Below are 17,948 nucleotides of genomic sequence, written 5' to 3'. Positions count from 1 at the left end.
GAGAGCCGCCGCCCACCCGCGTCGGCTCTCAGGTCTTGATGCGGCGGATGGTGTTGTGGGTGGCGACCGGACTGGCGCGACGGCTCAGTGGTCGGTCAGCGGGATTTCGAGAGCGTAAGCCTCGCGCCAGACGTCGGCGTGGTAGGCTTTCACGGTGCCGTAGTTGGCGTCGAAAACGTCGATCGGCGGCGTCTCCATCTCTACGGAGACGTGCTTGAGCACCCGCCAGGAGAATTGCTGCCCGTGGTAGAGCAGCTGCATCCGCTTCACGGTGGCGTACTCGCGGGAGCGGTCCAGCTCGATCGCCAGCCGGCTCGCCCGTTTGGCGGCTTGGCTGGCCGTGTTCATCGCCGTGGCTTCGCGACGGGATCCGATCTCGGCCTTGGTCTGCTCTGCCAGAACTCGCGCCTCGAACTGCTCGGCCCACGCCCTAGCGGCGGCGGCCGGGTTCGCAAAATCAGGAAGCGTCGGCGTCGGCCGGGCGTCGTTCTCCAATTCGATCCAGCGATCCACGATCGCGGCACGGAGCCCAACGCTGTAACCGGAGACGAGGATCAGGCACTCGCGCTTCGGCAGGTTGAAGCAGGGCTCCTGTTTCCCGTTCCCCGCGAGATAGGACGACGCAAATCTGCTCAGTCCCTCGTCCCCGAGAAGCTCGCCGAGCTGGTTGCGGATGTCGCGCATCACATCAGGGTGGCGCTTGCCAGAGCGCTCGGCGATCTCGACGCTCGACATGGTCAGCCCGCCGCCGCTGTACATAAGGGCACCCGGCCCACTCGCGGCAGTCGAATAGCTCGTGGTACTCTGTTCGCTGGTCATCGCGATGCTCCAATCCATCGTCGTGGCAAGTGGCCCTCGCTTGAACGAGGGCGGCGTGATGGCGGTGGGGCTCAGCTTCCAAGGGCACGCGCCCCACCGCCGGCCTGCTTTCGCAGGAACCGAATTCGCAATCGTCGAGTCTGATGCGGGGACCGGGACACGACAACCCGATGATACGGTTTGTACCCGTCAACCACAGCAGCGTTTTGTTCTACAGGCGTTCTATCCACCGCCCGGGGCGCGCCTTCCACAGACGTTCGCCATGACCCACCGCCACAGCCACGCGCTCGGCGACGGGTTCGGCCGGATCGGGGTGCGCGAGGTGACGGTCCAGTGCCGGGGCATCAGCCGAGAGCCTTCAGCACGACGCCGTTAACGAGCAGATGCAGCACGTTGTCGGCGATGATGAGCAGCCAGACGGACAGCCACGCCGGCACATTGTCGGGATAGCCGGTCGCCGTCACAGGACCGCGCGCGCCGTTCTTCGCCCAGACGACGAAACGGGCAAGCCTCCAGCGGTCGATCGGGAAATGCAGCCCGCCGATCAGTAGCAGGGCGATGACGCCCGACCAGCCACCGGGCACCAAGAACAGGAATGGTAGGCTGTAGGCGGTTGCGTGAGCGAAGGCCGCGAGATTGCTCTTCGTCTTCTCCGTCGCCATCCAGTGGCTTTGAAGGAGGTAGTCGCCGACGAGATGCGCGACGATCTGGTCTGCCGTGAACATCTCAGCTGCTCCAGATGCCGGTGAGCTTGGTCGCAAGCCAGTTCCCCCAGGACGTTCGGGCCGGGCTTGTCGGGGAGGCGAGAGGCGGGAGGGGCGCGGGGAGCGGTTTGATGTCCACCGGAGGCGTAGGAACCCGCTGCACGGCCGCCCCAGGCTGATGGCCGGCCTTCTTAAGCGCGACCTGGAACGCGCGGGCGTGCCCAGCGATCTCGGCGGCCCGATCCGTGCCGTTGATGATGCGCCGGGCATTGACCCAATCGGCGCGGCCGGGGCCGAAATAGTCGCTCAGCTTCTTGCCGGTGAACCAGCCCTCCTTCTGACCGATGAAGGCGATGGCCGCGGCGATGTCGGGATGCATCGCGAGGTCGGGCGTATCGACAAGGCTCTGGCTCGGCAGCAGGTAGCCAAGAGCGCGCAGCCGTGCGGTCGCTTTGGCGTAATTCGATTTTCCGGTGAGCTGGACCAGCCCTCGCCCGGCGAACTTCGCCCCCTCGCCCGGCAGTAAGTTCCCGAGTTCACGTGCCTTCGCCGGCCGCGCTCCCGTGATATCGTACATGCGCGTCAGGTAGGCCGTGCCGCCCATCTCCTTGATCGGCAGCATGGTCCACGCCGTCTCGATCGGGCAGGTCCCGAGCACGGCGGCCAGGAAGTCGGTCGGATAGTCCGGAGGGCAGGCGTCGAGGATCGCCTCCATGCCCGAGACCTGGCCGGGCGTCAGGTGGCCCGGAAAGGGCGAAAGGCGCACCGAGGCGAAGAACGCCGCCTTGTCGAGAGAGGCCGCCATCTACCCCTCCCCGATCTCATTCACGCGAGCGGGAGCGCTCGCCGCTGTTGCGGGCATGGTGGGTCTCCGGGATGTCAGAGGGGGGGGCAACTGTTCTGCGCAGCAGGCCAGAAGGGTTTGCCAATGCGCGGAAGGCGCTTAGTACAACCTCAGACCGAGCATCAATGGGATCCAAAATGAACCCCTCCGACCTTCCGCGCCTTGGTGTCATCAGCAATTGGGACGGACACTACCTCCGTCGATATGCGAACCTCGAAGGCAAGAAGGTTCTGTGTCTCGGATATTCAGAAGGTCAGATTGATGAATTCGTAGCTCCGCTAAAACCAAGCGAGATTCATATTTTAACTTTGTGGGAGAACCACATTGATGCGCACGCAGGAAAATATCCAGTTACGATAGGGGACATAACAAAACGCACCAAATTTGCAGACGAAAGCTTCGATGCGGTCGTGTCCTTGTCTCTTTTAGAGCATGTCGCTCCACTTGAAGACGCTTTTCTGGAAATGAAGCGTGTCACCCGCAGCGGAGGCGAGAACTTTCATATGTTCGGCCCCGCATGGTCCTGCGCTTACGGTTCCCATCTATTCACCAATAGCGATGATCCGTTGCTCGCCTTCTCACATTGGCAAATGCCGGCGTTCATGCATCTGCTCTGCTCTCAGAGAGAAATCCGAGATTTCTACAATGATAGAGGCTACCACCCTGCGGTAGGCGACGATGTTGTCGAGGAAATTTTCTTCAAGAAACACATAAATAGGGTTTTTTACGACCATTATATCCGTCTCATGTCCACACATTTTCGTATAGAAAATTCTGAACTGATGACAGTGGATGTGCCCCCGGATCTGCTTGAGACTCTGCGGAAGATGTATCCGGGGACGGTCGATTTTTCGACCTATGGCGGTAAGTATCATCTTAAGTTATAGGGCGGTCTCGTCGCGACAGACCTACGGCTCTTCGCTAGTGGCCACCGCAACACATCAGTGCGCCGAAATTGCCCCCATACGTTGTAGCAAGCGGTCTGGGAAGAAAGTTAGCGTTACGCCACTGGCCGGCTGCGCCGGGGCGGTCGACATCTTGCCATTCAAAAAATGCGCGGCCATACTCGGGGCGTTATATTAAGATTAATCAAGAGCTTGAGTAGCGACGCGCAATGCCGATGCCTCATCTATGGCTAAAATACCTAGATAACATAGACTCAACTTTGGAAAAAGCGGACAGGGACCATGATGGGTGGCCAGAGCGCGTTGACTACCTGTGTGGTGAGTATGTGTATTTTTACTGCACAGTAAAAATTGTACTTTCTCGCTCTGACGTTATTGATATATGGGAAAAGATTTCAAGCGCGAACCAAGATATGCGCGCACATGCGGACTTTCTTACGAAGGTGATCGATAGCCGTATTTCAAATTTTGGAAAATGGAAAAAAATCGTATCTTTAGGAACCGATTGTCTTCCTCGAACCATTGCTACGCGATGGGGACTGAAGCGCCCTCGCGCACTGGGAGAACTCTCACATCCATTCGATCTAAACATATCGCCGGTCGGCGCGCTGCCAGGGATCTTGAGTTCGGGGTTCGCGGGGTACACCGATAATCTAGTGTACCGTTCAGACCTCGGCTTCCCGGTCAGCGACACGCACGGTTCTTGGTTCAACCACGAACACGGAAAACGCTGGGCCGAAAACGATTTCGCCGAGACGAAATTCCGATACGCCAAGCGCATCCGGTCCTTTCTCGACGCCCTCAACGACGGTCAGCCGACCACCCTCGTGTTGCATGTGTCATCGCACCTCGATCAGCCGCACTTCGATTATGTCCTAAAGACCTTTGAGGCAGTCAGATCGCTGGGCTCGAACGAGATGAGCTTTTTGTGTTTGGCAACAAATGGCGTGAGTGTAGCATCGAGCGATGTTCCCAACGTCACGATTGCCGACGTAGTCCGACCTTCACCCGATTACGATTGGTCACAACACCAGCACTATATCAGCTCTGGCGGCTTAAAATTCGAAACCGAGATCGTGTCTGCGATGGAGAGTGCGGTTTCAGGCATGTTCTCGGAGGCTCACGGCGTACGCGAGACGTCCCACCAGTAGTCGCCACGCCATTCGACCGTGACGCGGGTCTTCCCGTCCGTCGTCGTCAGAGGTTTGGACAGATAGAACGCCCCCGTTCCAGCAACCGACTGAAGGTCATTTAGCGTGGTCCCGGACTGCGCCAAGAGCAGCGTTGCACGGCGGCCGATATAGGTCGGCGTGATGCCGTTGATCGTTCCAGCCGTGTTGATGGTGAACGTGTTGCCTTTGTCGGGAAGCGAGAGCGTCGCCGCAGCCGGAAGCGTCGGCGCGCTGGCATCGAGGTTGTTGATGCCGTTGACGATCTTGTTGCTGGTGGCGCTGCCGGCAAGACCGGTCAGCGGTGTGCCAGTGATCCCGGTGTAGTCCAGGCCCTCAATGACGTGCCCCGCATTGTCAGGGCTCGCGTCTAGGATCGCACGGGTGAACTGGGCGACCTTGTTGCGTCGATACCGGCCTTTGCGCGCGGTCGCACCGATAACGAGGCCCGTGTCGGCCGCGGCGTCATAGCCGATGAGATCCATGTCCTCGACGGTGTTGAGTGTACCTTCGTCGAACACGCCATAGCCCGCGCCGGCCACCCCGAGTTGGATCTGCCGCACGAAGTTGCCCTGGCTGTCGGGTCCGAGGCGGATCGAAGCAAGCCCCGCTCCCTTGCCCGTACTCCACGAAGACGGGCCTCCGATATGCGATGCGGCGACCGCACCAAAGTACACCGACCCGCTCGGAACCAAGCCAGCTTCGATGTTCGGATTATGCACCATGTTGAGGGTGTTGATGCCCCTGTTGGCCAGCGTACCCTTCAGATAGATGCCGTACCCCTTGTGGCTGGCAATCTTCGGGCCGAGGAACCAAATCGCAGCGAAATTGTCCACAAAATAGAACACGCCATCATTGGCAGGGTCGGCAGAAACGCCGTTGGCGCCAATGACGTACCAGAGATCATAAACGTGATCGATGTTGTAGCCGTTCAGTGTCCCAGGCAGGCCATTCCCTGCGGTCGCATAAACGGCTCGCTCACGGACGCTGTCCACATCTACATCTCGGCTGATCATCGACGAGGCCGATGCGAGTTCAAGCACGCGCCAGATTTTGTTTTCGCCGAAGATGCGGTGGTGGCTGAAGCCCCACTTGTAGACGTTCTGGATCTTGAGAACCGCCCCAGCCGAGGAGGCCAGCTCCTTCGTGAAAAGGCAGCCCTCCATATAGAAGTTGTAACTGACCGACGTGGTGTTGCCGATGATGCCAAAATAATCGTTTGCGCCGAGTAGGCGGACTTCGGTGTTCTTGCGCCCTTCGCAGGTGATCCGCATATCCGCGTTCGGGAGATTGAACGCTCGCTTGAGGGTGTACTGCGGCCCCGCTGGCAGGATCAGATCCTTGACGCCCGCGGCTGCAGCCCGCTCAATGGCCAGCGCATAGTCGCCATTGTCGGCCGGCAGCACGTAATCCGCGATCGACTTCCGTTCGCCGAGCTTCGATGCCAGCGAACGCGACACCCCGCTCGGCAGCGTGACGCTCATGCCGGACAGGTTGCCGGTCGAGCCTTGGTCGGTCGAGGGAAGCGTCAGAAGGTCCGGCGTTGCGTTGTATTTGCCGGCCTGCCATTTCCCGAGTTTGGGGCCGCCGGGAAGGGTGAGGTTCCCGCTGTTGTCGATCCGGCCGGGTCCGAGGATCTGGTCGGCATGGACTTGAGCCGCCGAAAGCGCGGTCGAGGCCAGCAGGACAGCGGCGAAACGGAATTGGCGCATCAAACGATCAACCAGATGTTGGCGGCCCCGCGGCGAAGGCGAACGGACGCGTAGGGATAGGCCAGGACGATGATTCCATCGCTCTGCTGCGGGATGCTGTCGCCCGTGCCGCCGCCAATCTGAACCGTGATGCGGATGGCGTCGGAGCAGGCGCCCGTCTCGTCGCCGATGACGAGATCCTGGCCGAGGGGATACGTGTCGACGTCGCAGAGGGTCACGACCCGTGAGGCCGTCAGCGAGGCGAAGCCCACATGAACATCGGAGGCGAGCACGGTGTAGTTCGTGTTGGCAACCGCGGTATGGCTGGCCACGGCCCGGTTGGCGAGATGGGTCGCCGTTGGCGCAATCACGCCCCTGACCGCGATTGGAGCGGCGGCGATCAACTGATCCGGGGGCGAGAAGGTCTCCGTGACGGCACCGTTCTGGTCCGTCTTCCGAAGATACACGCGCGCGTCGGCGCTACCTGCCATGGCGGGTTCCTATTATGCGCGGATTGAAGCTGGTGAAGCGTTGGCTTCAAGTTGCCTTGCGGTTCGGGTCTGGCATCGGAAGATCAGGCACCGGCAAAGTCCCGCTCTGCCCTGCCTGAAGAGCCATGGCCTGCGCCAAAGCCTGTTCCATCAGCGCGCGCTTTATCGGCGTATTGGCGTAGTTGATGCCGCAATAAGGCGCGTCAGATCTATTTATGAGATCTTCGAGCGGCTTGATATTGTCCTCGCTGGCTGGCATCTTACCTCACATGTTTGCAGGCGAGTTTATGTTTTTGTTCGTTGCGGTGCTGTCGTCCTTGAATTTTGTTATAGCTATGGACGTCCAGATATTGCCGGCAACGGTGTAGTAGTCACACGAGTTTTCATTGAGATTTACGGCATAAGCAGAAAAATTGTTTGGCTGAGTAAAGTCTACATCAAAGTTGCAGAAAACAATTCTGAATTTGAGGTTGGTTCTTACGCCCGTGCCGATGGTAATGCCGCCTACTTGATTCAAAGAGAGATCGCAAAAGGCAAAATCAAAGTGCTTGTTGCCTGCGCTCGCGTTGACACCCCATGCGAGGTTCCCAGTTATCTGAGAGAAAGCCCACTGAACGCCATCTGTGCTTCCAAGATCAACACCGTTTCCAGAATGCCCGGTACTCCAGCAATTTGTGAAAACAAATTTGCCGGTGTTAGTGAGCTGCAGTCCGTCGTGCGATGTGTCGAAGTAGACATTTGTTGCTTTATTGAAGGCTGGGCAGGAGCCGCGCGCAAATGCGGTTCCATCCGTGCTGAGTGGGTATCGACCGCCGATGACGTCTCCGTTGACCATTGAGAAGGATTCGACGTTGCCGCCGAAAAGACGGATGCAACCAAGGCCGAAATCGTAATTGATTGCGACAAAGGTCGCTGATGCCCCTGAACTTACGCCCGTAATCGTGGTCGACGTCGTTACCGTAGTTATCGGAAGCCGCAGTCTGTGCTTATTTCCGCCCAATGGCGTCAAGTAGACGCCTTTGTATGGCGTTCCGCTCACAACAAGCTGTTCTCCGACCTGGAAATTGCCGGATAAATTGCTGACAGTGACGGTATCCCAAAGAGATGAAATGATAAAATCGCTGGCAAAGACGTCATTTGTGCCCTCGTTAAAAATTCCGGCGGTCAAACACTCCTGAATGACGAAGTTATTCATGAAGCCGGTCGAAGACCCCTTAAGATACACCCCAATTGCCGCGCTTTGAATAGTAAAATCTGACAGATGGACCGACCCTTGCTCCAGATGGAAGCAGATCCCAGAAGTTGGCCGAAGCGCATAGTTTGCGACCCCGCAGTCAAATCCGTCGATCACGTGGCCGTAATAGTTCCCCGACGGGACGTGAATGAAATTCGTCGTGCTAGTGAGCCAGCGGATTTTGGTCCCCCTGCCACCGACGCCGCGTGACTGCTGGCCTCGGGCCAACTCAAGTCGGCCAGTGCCCCAGTAGTACGGTCCAACGCCCCAATAGACAGGAGCGCCATCGACCACGGCATCAAACGCCTTCTGGCAAAACGGCTGGCAATCGCTCTGTACCCCTTGCAGGGAGTGGAACCAGTCGATCTGAGCGATCTTCAAACCCGCAACGGAGCCGCCGGCGGACAGGTCGAAGATCTGGTACGCACCTGCCGTGATGCCGCCGTTGAACGTGATCGTGACGCCATTGTCGGGCTTCAGCATCACGCCGCGCGGGAAGCGATAGTGCGCCGAGAGGGTGATGTTTGATGAGATGCGGATCGTGCCGGGCTTGAGCAGCCATTCCCCGAAGCCCTGAAGCGCATCGGCGACTGAGAGGGCAGTGCGATCGTCCACCGTTCCGTTGGCCACAAGCGTCGCCAGGATCGGAGCCCGCGCATCCAATGCGACCTGAAGCCCGTCCACCTTCACCTTGTCCGCCGCGGACATCAGGCCGTTGGCGGTCGGCGTGGCGGTGTTGGGATTGGAGGCCAGAACGAGAGGCAGGCCATCGTCGATGATGCCGGCGAGGCCGAGATCAAGGACGGCTGTCGAACCGCTGCCAGACGTCGCAACACGCTGTGACCAGTACCCGACGGCACTCGGAGCGGTTACCGTCAGCCCGCCCAACGGTACGCCGCCAGTCCCGTCAGAAATGAACAGCGGCACTCCAGAAGCATACGAGCTCGGCGTTCCAGCAAGATCACCGGAAAACTGGACACGTGCTGTCGTACCGCTCGGCACGCCAGCGATGACAAGGCCAAGCACCAACCCGCAGTGCGCGACTACGCGCGGATCGGCAGGATAGACCTTACCGTTGATGGCGACGACGACAGTCCAGTCGGGGATCGTCGCGCCAGCAGTCCGCAGGACCGCGCCGGCCGCAGACAGATCGACCTGCCGCATCCTGACCAGCCGCCCGTTCTGGTGGACGGGGACGAGCTCGTTGCCGGTAATGGCAGCGCCAGCCGGAAGCGCCGGCACCGCAATGGTGACCAGATCAGCCATGAATGTTTCCCGGTGGGTGGGCGGGCCGCAGAGGCGGCGGCTAGGCCGTCCAGCCTCGCTCGGCGCAGATCGCGCGGTAACGATGAGCCGCGAGGAGGCCGGCCTCTGTCAGGGCGCGGAGTTCGTCGTGCGTAAGGTTGGGTATCGGCGGCTTGCGGCGGGGCACGAAGGCGTCAGTCGCTCTCTTCGGCGCTCAGGTGCAGCGTCACAGCCGACGTCAGCGTTTCGAACGTCTCGTTGCCGCCCGAAATCAGTAAAGTTCCAGGCAGCAGCCTGGACTGCCGCACAGTGCCCGTGATGGTAACGATCTTCGTCGTGGCGTTCATCGTCCGACCCGTGATGCGCAGGGCGTAATCGCGGGTTCCGGTCGCCTCAATGGCGTGATTGATCACCGGCAGCGCGGCAAAGATCCCGGCTGGGATGTCCTGCGTGAAGGCGCCGCCGGACAGGGCGGACAACGAGATCGCCTTGGCCCACGAGCCGCCGGGCTTGTCACCGAGCGGAAGCTCGCGCGTGACCCCCAGGATCCGACAGAGAGCACGCCGCTGCCCCACGGATCACGCAGCCTTGACCACGTAGTCGTCGGGCTCGAAGCCGATCTCGGTGGTCGAAATGCCCTCGCCAACGAACTGATCGACTTTCCCGGCGCCGCTGATCGGCGTCGCGGTGAAGCCGCCGGCCGTCGTGTCGAGATAATAGCGCTGCCCCGGCACGATGCCGGTCAGACCGGTGATCTTGCGCCCGAAATAAACGGTGACGCTGGTGCCGGACGCCACGGAGTCGAGCACGAAGCCGTGACAGGGCTTGCCCTCTGCGGTCGCATCGGCCTTGCGCACGGAGGCCGTGCCGCTGCTGCTCCAGACGTTGACGAGGTTGCTGGCGGACAGCGCCTCCGTGGCGGGCAGCACCTTCACGTCTGCGCCATAGCTCACCGGCATGACGGAAGGGTCGAGGTGGCCGGTGTCGTCGAGCGCGGGGATGTCGCCCGCATTGGCCGCCCCGGTCGAAATGACCACGCCGAGGATTTCACGCCAGATGCCGCTGACGCGACGCGCAAAGGTTTTCGCTGCCATGCCGGCGGCTCCTTATGATGTCAGGTGATAGGGTTCTTGGATGTCGAGGAAGACGGTCGTCGGAGATACGGCGACGCCCATCTGCAGAACCGCGCCGTGCTCGGGCGCCTGCTGCGTTAGCTGCCCGTTGGCACCGAGGTAGACCGGCCCGTCGGCCCAGGACCACGACGGTTCTTGCAAAGGGCCGACACGCTGGATGTCTGGCGTTCCGCCAACATCTACGGCCCCGCGCGTCACGCCGATGACGGCTTCGACGGCTGCCGGATCGTCATAAGTCGCGTAGACCAAGGCCCCATCGCGCCGCGCGACGACACGATGCCCGCCCATCGCAGTGCTTGCCGCCTCGGTGAGTACGAAGCCGTCTTCAACCGCAGGCCGCTTCGCGAATTCGCCTCGCAGGTATGCCAGCGCCTCGTCTAGGCTCGCCGGCATCCACGGGTCGGCGGGATCAAGCCGGCGCACGTCGTGCCATTCGATGATCTGCTCGCCGCGTCCGGCGATGGAGTCGACTTGGATCCGCTCTGGCCAAGGTGAGGGATAGGCGATCAGCGAACCGGCGGGGAAAACGCCGTTGTCCATGATGACGAGTGAGCCGGTCATCTCGTCGAAGCCGACCGCCTTAGTCACGCGAACCCCAGCGGCGTGATCTCTGGAGAGAACTGCATCAGCGTCCCGCCTGTGGTGGCCATGATGTAGATCTGCGCGCCCTGATCGACGAAGCGCGGGCGGCACTGGACGAAGAATGTCTCCGACCCGGTCTGTGGATCGCCAGCATCCGTGGTCAGGACGATCGGCTCTGGGCCGAAGTCGAAAGCTGGATCGTCACCGGGACGGACCGCAAAACGCAACCCGCCGGCCTGCTGGTCAGGGATGATGGTGAAGGTGAACTTCATCAGCAGCGTGTCGCCACGGGTGCGCGCGCGCAGCAAGCTCGACGCATTGTCCCAGAACCCGAACCCGTCCCACGGACCGGACGGCAGGTTGAAGTTGGCTGGCGACGGCGTGAGATTGCGGATCAGCCGGACCCACGTCGCCGGCGGCAACGTCAAAGCCGTTCCAGCATCGTGGTCGGTGTAGTCGATTGTTCCGAAGCCCTTGGCGACGCCGGCCGGCCCGCGCTCCCCCGGTGCGCCCTGGCTACCCTGAGCGCCCTGCGGCCCAGGGACAGCAACCGCTACCACCGAAGCGCGCCCGGCCGATCTCACCGAGATGGCTGGCCCCCGCCGCGCCGTGATCGTGATGGCGCTCACGCCAGGATCACTTCGACGACAGGTCGCGCAGGGTGAAGGCGACGGACACGAGCGGCGGTGGCGCGTCGCCCGAGCCCTTGCCCGCGTAGATCCCCATCTTGAGATAGCTGGCGGTCTCCTGTGGCTTGCCCTTGATCGGGAAGGCGTTGGAGAGAAGGTCGACGTACTCGTAGCCGGTCGGGATGTCGGAGCGATCAACCAGGGCAACGCCATCGATCCAGACCGAGATGCGGCCGTTCGAGCCGTGGCCGTCCACGACACGCAGATCGAAGGTGTGGTCCACGCCGAGCGTGACGTCGGGCAGCTTGCCGAGGATCCGCATCGGCGAAAACGTCGGCTGCGTTCCGCGCCCGGTCTCGCCGCGGACCTGTAGGAACGGCTTGCCGGTCTTGGGATCGGGCAACAGATCCATCGCGAACATCGGGCTCGCGTTGACCGGAACACCGTCGGCGCGGCGGGTGTCCCACTGATGGATCTGAACGATCGAGCACCATTCTGCGCCCGTGAACACCGAGGCCGGGTCGATGTTGAACGTGCCCTTGAGGCGGATCTCCTCGCCCTTGCCGAACCGGGTCAGCCCTACGAACTCGGAGCGGATCTTGCGCGGCGGATCGAAGTTGGCGCGCTCGCCTGCCTTGGCCGAAAAGCGATAGCTTCCGTCGGAGCCCGCCAGGACGCGCGGAGTCTGCGCGGCCCAGGACAAGCCGGCGATGTTCACGACCTTGCCGTCGACCGGCAACTCCTTGAAGGTGACGGTGACCGGTGGAGCAGGCGGTGGCGTGGGATCGGGCTGGGGCGCGGGGGTGGTTGGCGCCGCTGCCTTCAGAGCCGTGATTTGTGCGTTCGCGGCCTCGACCTCGGCCTGCTTGGCAGCAAGCTGCGACTGCAGGTCGGGCACCTGTCCGGCCAGGGCGAACGCGCTGGTTATGGCGAGCAAGACATCTTCGAGTGTTGCTGTCATGGTTCGACCTCGAAGGATCAGAGGGTCAGCATCGGGGCGAAGCCTTGCGCCCAGTACAAATAGCCGGCCTTGCTCGGGTGCTTGTCGTCGGAGAAGTACCCGCGATCTCCGGCCTGCCCGCGGTCGTTCGAGCCAAAGTAGGCGTAGGTGTCGAACAACGCGAGGTTGAGCTGCGTCGCAAGATCACGGATCGCCTGGTTGTAGGTGTCCTGCGTGGCCTGCGAGATGCTTGAGATCTGCACCGGATTGGCCGTCATCAGGATCACGTCGCCGCCCGCGCCTTGAACGTCGTTGACGAGGTTCGTCAGGTTCGCCTTGAAGGTCGCGACCGCGGTGCCGGCAGTCATATCGTTGATGCCGAGGCCGATCGTCACGAGATGATTGGCCAGCGTGCGGAGCGTCGGGCGGCCGTCGTAGACGTTCGAGTTGCCGGTCCACGAAGCGCTTGTGGTCGTCGAGGACGACAGGCCGCCATTGCGAACCCGAAGCTGCTTGCGGGTCGATTGGTAGAAATCCAGGCCGGTCACGTAGAAGCCGGAAGCCGTGCATCCCAGATTGAGCGTGTGCGTGCCGACGCTTGCTGCAGATACGGTGGCCGTGAGCACCGCAGCAGGTGTGCCGTTGCCTACTAGGGCCGTCGTCGATCCGCCATCAACCGCATAGGTCAGCGTGCCGATGCCGCTGTTGCGCACGTACGTGATAACGGCGCGGTCCCATGGAACGTTCGGCGTGAAGTTGAGCGTGTCGCCGCTGTTGAAGAGAAAATGATTGCCACCGACTGTGGCGAGTCCCGTCCTGTAGGCACCAGTGATCCGCCCCTCGTAGGCCCCGATTTGGTTGGTGCCAGCGGCCGTAGTCGTCAGGCCGCCATGCCCGAAGATCGCCTCGGCCGTGATGTTGAGGCCGTTGTCGAGCGCCGCAACGTAACTCGGAAGTTTGTGCGACCACGCCGAGGGATAGGCCGTTCCATCCGTAACGCTGGCCACGAACCCGCGCGTGGTGCTGTCGCCGATGGCCGTGAACAGCGTGTCTGCCGTCCCGGCCTTGGTCGCGGTGCGCGCCGTGCGGTAGCGGTTGAGGGAGCCCGACGGGATCTTGATGTAGGCGGGCGTAGCCGAAGCGGTGATGGTCGGCGAGAAGAAGGTGTCGGCGTCGGAATAGGCCGACGGGCGCAATGTCACCGCGCCGCGCGTCACGGTCGGGGCCGGGAATGCGTTCGCGGGAGAGACCAAGCCAGGGCGCAGCGTGACGGCGCCACGGCCTACTGTTGGCGCGGGGAAGGCGTCTGGATCCGAGAACAGCGCCGGCCGCAGCGTCACCGGCCCTCGTCCGACCGCTGGGGCGAGGAAAGAGCCGGCGTTGTTCGCCCTGCCTGGGGAGAGCGTCACGGCACCGCGCCCAATGGCGGGCGCCTTGAATGCCTGAGCGCTCGTGACCCTTGGCGGGTAGAGGCCAACACCACCCGAGATGACGGTCGGCCCGTAGAGGGCTGTCGTGGTGGCGACAGCGCCGGGACGCAGGGTAACGGCCCCACGTCGGACCGTTGGTGCAAAGAACGTGTCGGGATCGACCAGCAGCGGCGCGGCCAAGCCTCCGGGCTGCTGGCGCGTGACGCTGGGCGCGAAAAAGACGTCTGCGTCGGAGAGCAGCGACGGGCCGAGCGCCGCGATCGCTGCGGGCGTTCGGCTCGCCGCACCGAGGCGTAGCGAGATCCCGAGGCTCAGCATCGGCTGGGATCAGAACTGAATGATGCCGGAGGCGTTCCAAACCACCGGAATGTCGCCCCCGTTCGGCGTGACCGGCAGGCCCGTAACGCCGGCATCCTCGAACGCGACGAGCCGTGACGTCCCGGCCGTACCGGTATCGATGTAGAGGACCAAGGCCTCAACGGACGCCCCCGTGACCGCCGAAAATGTGACGTCGTCCGCATCGAGCAGGCCGCCGACATAGGTCTTGTTGGCGAGGGTCTGTGCCGTGCCGACGACGCCCGTCAGATCGGTCAGGAACTGATGCGCGGCGCTGTAGGTGTAGGTGCCGGTATCGACCAGAGCGACCTTCACCGTGCCGCCAAGCGACGAATTGGTTGAGCCCTGGATGAGGGCTTCCTTGAATTTCGGATAGACGGCGTTGGCCATGGCGTGCAGCTCCTAGTGGGTCGGATCGGCTGGGGCTTCAGTTCGTTCAGGCCATGCCTTCGACGCCGGTGGCGGTCATGGCTGTGACGCGGGTCACCCGAACAGGCCGGGTCTCGCCGGCCGCGAAGTTGAGGATGACGCCAGTCTCGCCGCCGACGGTGTTGACCGTCAGGGTGCCGGCCGTGTTGCAGCGGATGGCGCGGGTCGGCCTTGCGAGGTCGTTGGTTGACGCCGAGATCGGGAAGACGTGCTGCGCGGGGGCCTGCACGCCGAGGATGGCGAGGATCGCCGCCTGCCCATCCTCTGTGGCCGCCACGATGACGTTGCCGGCATCGTCCAGGATCTGCATCGCCGGAGTGACGTCGGCGCCCGCAAGCGCAGCGCCCTGGGCAACCGTCTTCGTGCTCTGCCCATCGGGGGCGAGCACATTGTACGTGCGAATTGTCATCGGAAGCCCTGTGTTTAGGTGAGGCCGAGGGCTCGGCGAGCAAGTGCGAGACGCGGTTGGGCAAACGAAGTGATGAAGACGGGCGTGATGCCGGCATCCCAAGCCGTCGTTCCCGCACGCAGAACAAAGCTGATGAAGCCCAGGTATTCCGGGTCTGAGCCCGCCGTCCGCCGCAGGATATCGCCTTGCGTTGCGACGACTGCCGGCACGAACCCGGATCGAGTGCACGGCACGCGATAAGTGCGGGCTGACGGTCTCGAGACCAAGGATACCTTACCGGCTGCGGCGTCCGTGACGACAAGCGCCTCGTGTCCGTCGCCATTGATCGTCGACAGCGTCGTGATGACAGCGTCTGACCAGAGCGGTCGAAATGTAATCAGTAGATCGGATCCGGTAAGGTCGAAAGGCGCGCCGGTCTCGGCGTCGCCTAAGACAAGGTCGAGCCGCCAGACCGCCGTATCGACGAGGGCATCGGCGATCGGATTGAGCAGGCAGGGCCTTGTGCCGAGATCCATCATGGAATCAGGCCGGCGCCAGAAGCTCATCGGCGCGCTTGGCGCCGAAGATCTCGACCATGGCCTCGTGCATCGTTGAGAAGGCCTCATCGGCGTGATCGAGGTGCTGAGCCTCCTCGAACAAGCGGCGCTGCCTCACGGGCGCTGCCGCAAGGGCCATTTCGATCTCTTCGGCTTCGGCATCCGTACACCGGCGATAGATGTCTGCTTTGTAGGTGATGAGAGCCACGGGCGGCCCTTCAGGCGCGGGCGGGGCCTCATACCCGGCCTCGCCCTTCGCGAGCCAGCCCGGCGCAATCCCCTCGACATCCGACACATCTCGAACGTCGAAAAGATCGCGCGGCCAAGCCCCTTCTGCCTCGGACAGGGCCCGAACCACCCCGTCGCCGACCAGCGCGAACAGTGCCATGCTCAATCCTCAGACCGTAAGAGTGACGCGGCCCGGCGAGCCGAAGCCGCCAGCCGCATTGCCGGACGAGCCGTTGCCGCCGATGCCGGGGGCCGTGGAGCTGTTGCCGGCCGCGCTGTAGTTCACCGTCGGCGTGCCACCCGAGCCGGGCGAGGCACCGCCAAGGCCGCCAAGGTAGGCGGTGCTGGTGATCGGGTAGCCAAGGCCGCCGCCGTCACCGCTATCGTTGATGTCGCCACCGGAGGCGACGCCGCCGAGACCGCCGTTGATTCCGCCCGACCCTGATGTGGAAGCAATCCCGCCGGTGCCGCCGGTGGCGGCGCAGAGCGTCTGGCCCGCACCGAAGGTCGTGCCGTTGGCATCGACCACGGAACCGCTCGCGACCGTCACCGACGTCGTTCCACCAGCTAGGCCGTTCTGTGGCGAGCCGCCACCCGCGCCGCCGGCACCGCCGGCTCCGACGACGATCGTCAGGACGGTATCGGCCGTGGTCGTGGCGACCTTCTGTGCATTCCCGCCGCCGCCGCCGCCGGAGGCCGCCGCCATGTTGGTGCTGGCGCCGCCGCCACCGCCGCCGGAGCCGCGGCATTCCCGAACGAGGAAGGTTCGGCTGGCCGGGATCGACAGCGAATAGGAGCCCGGCGTGAGATACTGCTTCGGCCGGCCGCCGGGGATAAAGAGGCTGTTGATGTATGTCGCGCTGCCGGCCCCGACCTGGGACAACACGAGGCCGACCACCTGAAGCCGTGTGCCGTCGTCGGACAGGATGAGTTCCTGCCCGGCGAGATAGTCGCCCTGCTTGAGCGCCGCGCCGTCGCCGCGCACGACCGTGCGAGAAGGCAGCCCGTTGATTACGGCCTGGGTCGGGCCCGGGCAGGTCTGCGCGACCTTGATGCCGTACCAGTAGCGGCCATGCGCCGTGATCGTCGGGATGACGCTGGCGACGATGGTACCGGCCGCATTCGACGTGTCGTCGCCGGTGTGCCAGAGCGCGGTAGGGGGCGGGGCGCCGGCCGCAACCGCTGCCAGGATCGCCTTCCACAGCATGGCGTCGTCGGCATTGTCGAGCGTGATGCCCGACGCTTTGAGCGCGTAGCGAACTTGGGCCAGAAGCCCATTTTGAAAGACGGCCTGAAGCTGGGTGCCATCCCGGCTGGACTGGCTCGTGCATGGCGCGAACCACGTCTCGTTCTGGCCGAACACACGCGTTTCGGACGGGCGCGCAGTAACGGCGCCCGGCGCGGAGGCCGGACCCAGAAGGTCGATATTCGCCATTTACGAAACTCCAGTCGGCGCGCGGATCGCGGCTACCGATTGACCGGGATGAGGGTGCCGTCCTCAGTCGTCACGGGGATCATCGCCTCAGTACCCAGGACTTCCTGCGGGTACGTCAGGGCGTAGATCAGCTCGACGTGGGCCGGGACGATGCGCTCGAGAAGGCATTGCAGCGGGCCGATGTCGGGATCGCAGCCGAACACGGCGTTGAGCACGTTGCAGTCCATGACCAGCGGGCCGTTCGCCGAGGCGACATAGGCCGGACTATCGTTGAGGTAGACCCGGAACGTCAGTCGGCTGTGATAGACCTCGCCACCGGTGACGGCGCAGTCCATCCGCATGAGATCCATCAGGCCACCGCAATCGGTGATCTCGTTCGAACACTCGATGCGCCACCCGGCTCGGGCCGCGACGGCCTCATAATATTCGCACTGCGTGCCGCCCAGCGCCGCAACCTTGGCGCAGAGATCCGGGAAAGGATCGCAAGCGTCCGGCAGTCCATATTCGACCAGCCACTCGTCGTAGAGTTCATCGACGCTCTGGCACCAGAACTGCCGCCTGATGTCACAGATCCGTTGGTGCGCGAACTGGATGGGATGCGCGACAGCGCGCCAGAAGCCCCAAAGGATGGCGGCCGGGTTGTAAGCCGCCTCCCAAGCCTTGCCCCGTGGCAGCAAGGCCCGGAGCTCGGCATGGCAGTCGTCGAGGTCTGGACAGTACTCCGGGTCGAGCGTCGAGAGGCAATCGCTCATCGTCGCC

21 protein-coding genes are annotated in these 17,948 nt (G+C 62.9%); 2 read left to right on the top strand and 19 right to left on the bottom strand.

Annotated elements, in window-relative coordinates:
* Positions 1-84: 84 nt before the first annotated feature.
* The 3 genes from MFF07_RS05515 to MFF07_RS05505 form a co-directional block, all read right to left on the bottom strand.
* Entirely contained in the window at positions 85-819 is a 735-nt protein-coding gene (locus MFF07_RS05515; protein WP_373322248.1) for a Rha family transcriptional regulator, read from the bottom strand.
* Between the two features lie 344 nt (positions 820-1,163).
* Positions 1,164-1,544, bottom strand: coding sequence for a DUF3307 domain-containing protein (locus MFF07_RS05510; protein ID WP_238231032.1), 381 nt, complete (start codon positions 1,542-1,544; stop codon positions 1,164-1,166).
* Position 1,545: 1 nt separating this feature from the next.
* Complete coding sequence (locus MFF07_RS05505) at positions 1,546-2,328, bottom strand: hypothetical protein (RefSeq protein WP_238231031.1); 783 nt, start codon at positions 2,326-2,328, stop codon at positions 1,546-1,548.
* A 176-nt stretch (positions 2,329-2,504) separates the two neighbouring features.
* On the opposite strand from MFF07_RS05505, the gene MFF07_RS05500 reads away from it, so the two are divergent.
* Together MFF07_RS05500 and MFF07_RS05495 are read left to right on the top strand one after the other, a co-directional pair.
* Positions 2,505-3,254 carry a methyltransferase domain-containing protein gene (locus MFF07_RS05500; RefSeq protein WP_238231029.1) on the top strand — a complete coding sequence of 250 codons (750 nt, stop codon included), beginning with the start codon at positions 2,505-2,507 and terminating at the stop codon, positions 3,252-3,254.
* Between the two features lie 278 nt (positions 3,255-3,532).
* Positions 3,533-4,423: a hypothetical protein gene (locus MFF07_RS05495; protein WP_238231028.1), complete on the top strand. Its 891-nt coding sequence runs from the start codon at positions 3,533-3,535 to the stop codon at positions 4,421-4,423.
* Here the strand turns inward: MFF07_RS05495 and MFF07_RS05490 are convergent.
* The 16 genes from MFF07_RS05490 to MFF07_RS05415 form a co-directional block, all read right to left on the bottom strand.
* Positions 4,393-6,153 carry a hypothetical protein gene (locus MFF07_RS05490; protein WP_238231026.1) on the bottom strand — a complete coding sequence of 587 codons (1,761 nt, stop codon included), beginning with the start codon at positions 6,151-6,153 and terminating at the stop codon, positions 4,393-4,395. The genes MFF07_RS05495 and MFF07_RS05490 overlap by 31 nt on opposite strands.
* On the bottom strand, positions 6,153-6,623 hold the full coding sequence (locus tag MFF07_RS05485; protein ID WP_238231024.1) for a hypothetical protein: 471 nt from the start codon (positions 6,621-6,623) through the stop codon (positions 6,153-6,155). The genes MFF07_RS05490 and MFF07_RS05485 overlap by 1 nt, the downstream gene beginning before the upstream one ends.
* Positions 6,624-6,669: 46 nt before the next feature.
* A complete protein-coding gene (locus tag MFF07_RS05480) occupies positions 6,670-6,882 on the bottom strand; it encodes a hypothetical protein (RefSeq protein ID WP_238231022.1) in 213 nt (70 codons plus the stop codon).
* A gap of 6 nt (positions 6,883-6,888) precedes the next feature.
* On the bottom strand, positions 6,889-9,123 hold the full coding sequence (locus MFF07_RS05475; RefSeq protein ID WP_238231019.1) for a hypothetical protein: 2,235 nt from the start codon (positions 9,121-9,123) through the stop codon (positions 6,889-6,891).
* A 173-nt stretch (positions 9,124-9,296) separates the two neighbouring features.
* Positions 9,297-9,581: a hypothetical protein gene (locus tag MFF07_RS05470; protein WP_238231018.1), complete on the bottom strand. Its 285-nt coding sequence runs from the start codon at positions 9,579-9,581 to the stop codon at positions 9,297-9,299.
* 99 nt (positions 9,582-9,680) lie between these two features.
* A complete protein-coding gene (locus MFF07_RS05465; protein ID WP_238231016.1) occupies positions 9,681-10,196 on the bottom strand; it encodes a hypothetical protein in 516 nt (171 codons plus the stop codon).
* A 12-nt stretch (positions 10,197-10,208) separates the two neighbouring features.
* On the bottom strand, positions 10,209-10,823 hold the full coding sequence (locus MFF07_RS05460) for a hypothetical protein (RefSeq protein WP_238231014.1): 615 nt from the start codon (positions 10,821-10,823) through the stop codon (positions 10,209-10,211).
* On the bottom strand, positions 10,820-11,446 hold the full coding sequence (locus tag MFF07_RS05455; protein ID WP_238231013.1) for a hypothetical protein: 627 nt from the start codon (positions 11,444-11,446) through the stop codon (positions 10,820-10,822). Before MFF07_RS05455 ends, MFF07_RS05460 begins: the two co-directional genes overlap by 4 nt.
* A 7-nt stretch (positions 11,447-11,453) precedes the next feature.
* Entirely contained in the window at positions 11,454-12,407 is a 954-nt protein-coding gene (locus MFF07_RS05450) for a heparin lyase I family protein (RefSeq protein WP_238231011.1), read from the bottom strand.
* Between the two features lie 17 nt (positions 12,408-12,424).
* On the bottom strand, positions 12,425-13,996 hold the full coding sequence (locus tag MFF07_RS05445) for an SGNH/GDSL hydrolase family protein (RefSeq protein ID WP_238231009.1): 1,572 nt from the start codon (positions 13,994-13,996) through the stop codon (positions 12,425-12,427).
* 147 nt (positions 13,997-14,143) lie between these two features.
* Positions 14,144-14,542: a hypothetical protein gene (locus MFF07_RS05440; protein ID WP_238231006.1), complete on the bottom strand. Its 399-nt coding sequence runs from the start codon at positions 14,540-14,542 to the stop codon at positions 14,144-14,146.
* A gap of 46 nt (positions 14,543-14,588) precedes the next feature.
* Positions 14,589-14,990 (bottom strand): spike base protein, RCAP_Rcc01079 family, encoded by a 402-nt coding sequence (locus MFF07_RS05435; protein WP_238230993.1) that lies wholly within the window; start codon positions 14,988-14,990, stop codon positions 14,589-14,591.
* Between the two features lie 14 nt (positions 14,991-15,004).
* The gene (locus tag MFF07_RS05430) at positions 15,005-15,535 is read right to left on the bottom strand and encodes a hypothetical protein (protein WP_238230991.1); all 531 of its coding nucleotides are present in this window, start codon (positions 15,533-15,535) and stop codon (positions 15,005-15,007) included.
* Entirely contained in the window at positions 15,513-15,914 is a 402-nt protein-coding gene (locus MFF07_RS05425; protein ID WP_238230990.1) for a hypothetical protein, read from the bottom strand. The genes MFF07_RS05430 and MFF07_RS05425 overlap by 23 nt, the downstream gene beginning before the upstream one ends.
* A 9-nt stretch (positions 15,915-15,923) precedes the next feature.
* On the bottom strand, positions 15,924-17,189 hold the full coding sequence (locus tag MFF07_RS05420) for a glycine-rich domain-containing protein (protein ID WP_238230988.1): 1,266 nt from the start codon (positions 17,187-17,189) through the stop codon (positions 15,924-15,926).
* Positions 17,190-17,221: 32 nt separating this feature from the next.
* Positions 17,222-17,941 carry a hypothetical protein gene (locus MFF07_RS05415; RefSeq protein WP_238230986.1) on the bottom strand — a complete coding sequence of 240 codons (720 nt, stop codon included), beginning with the start codon at positions 17,939-17,941 and terminating at the stop codon, positions 17,222-17,224.
* Positions 17,942-17,948 lie beyond the last annotated feature (7 nt).

It is taken from the genome of Methylobacterium thuringiense (genome assembly GCF_022179645.1).
Lineage (GTDB): Bacteria > Pseudomonadota > Alphaproteobacteria > Rhizobiales > Beijerinckiaceae > Methylobacterium > Methylobacterium thuringiense.
The sequence above is the reverse complement of the archived record's forward strand: the minus strand, read 5'-3'. Positions and strand labels throughout refer to the sequence as shown.

Coding starts and splice junctions, on each gene's coding strand:
- MFF07_RS05415 (WP_238230986.1), bottom strand. CDS start 17,941: ATGAGCGATTGCCTCTCGACGCTCGACCCGGAGTACTGTCCAGACCTC.
- MFF07_RS05475 (WP_238231019.1), bottom strand. CDS start 9,123: ATGGCTGATCTGGTCACCATTGCGGTGCCGGCGCTTCCGGCTGGCGCT.
- MFF07_RS05515 (WP_373322248.1), bottom strand. CDS start 819: ATGACCAGCGAACAGAGTACCACGAGCTATTCGACTGCCGCGAGTGGG.
- MFF07_RS05485 (WP_238231024.1), bottom strand. CDS start 6,623: ATGGCAGGTAGCGCCGACGCGCGCGTGTATCTTCGGAAGACGGACCAG.
- MFF07_RS05420 (WP_238230988.1), bottom strand. CDS start 17,189: ATGGCGAATATCGACCTTCTGGGTCCGGCCTCCGCGCCGGGCGCCGTT.
- MFF07_RS05465 (WP_238231016.1), bottom strand. CDS start 10,196: ATGGCAGCGAAAACCTTTGCGCGTCGCGTCAGCGGCATCTGGCGTGAA.
- MFF07_RS05505 (WP_238231031.1), bottom strand. CDS start 2,328: ATGGCGGCCTCTCTCGACAAGGCGGCGTTCTTCGCCTCGGTGCGCCTT.
- MFF07_RS05435 (WP_238230993.1), bottom strand. CDS start 14,990: ATGACAATTCGCACGTACAATGTGCTCGCCCCCGATGGGCAGAGCACG.
- MFF07_RS05425 (WP_238230990.1), bottom strand. CDS start 15,914: ATGGCACTGTTCGCGCTGGTCGGCGACGGGGTGGTTCGGGCCCTGTCC.
- MFF07_RS05440 (WP_238231006.1), bottom strand. CDS start 14,542: ATGGCCAACGCCGTCTATCCGAAATTCAAGGAAGCCCTCATCCAGGGC.
- MFF07_RS05490 (WP_238231026.1), bottom strand. CDS start 6,153: ATGCGCCAATTCCGTTTCGCCGCTGTCCTGCTGGCCTCGACCGCGCTT.
- MFF07_RS05500 (WP_238231029.1), top strand. CDS start 2,505: ATGAACCCCTCCGACCTTCCGCGCCTTGGTGTCATCAGCAATTGGGAC.
- MFF07_RS05480 (WP_238231022.1), bottom strand. CDS start 6,882: ATGCCAGCCAGCGAGGACAATATCAAGCCGCTCGAAGATCTCATAAAT.
- MFF07_RS05430 (WP_238230991.1), bottom strand. CDS start 15,535: ATGAGCTTCTGGCGCCGGCCTGATTCCATGATGGATCTCGGCACAAGG.
- MFF07_RS05450 (WP_238231011.1), bottom strand. CDS start 12,407: ATGACAGCAACACTCGAAGATGTCTTGCTCGCCATAACCAGCGCGTTC.
- MFF07_RS05510 (WP_238231032.1), bottom strand. CDS start 1,544: ATGTTCACGGCAGACCAGATCGTCGCGCATCTCGTCGGCGACTACCTC.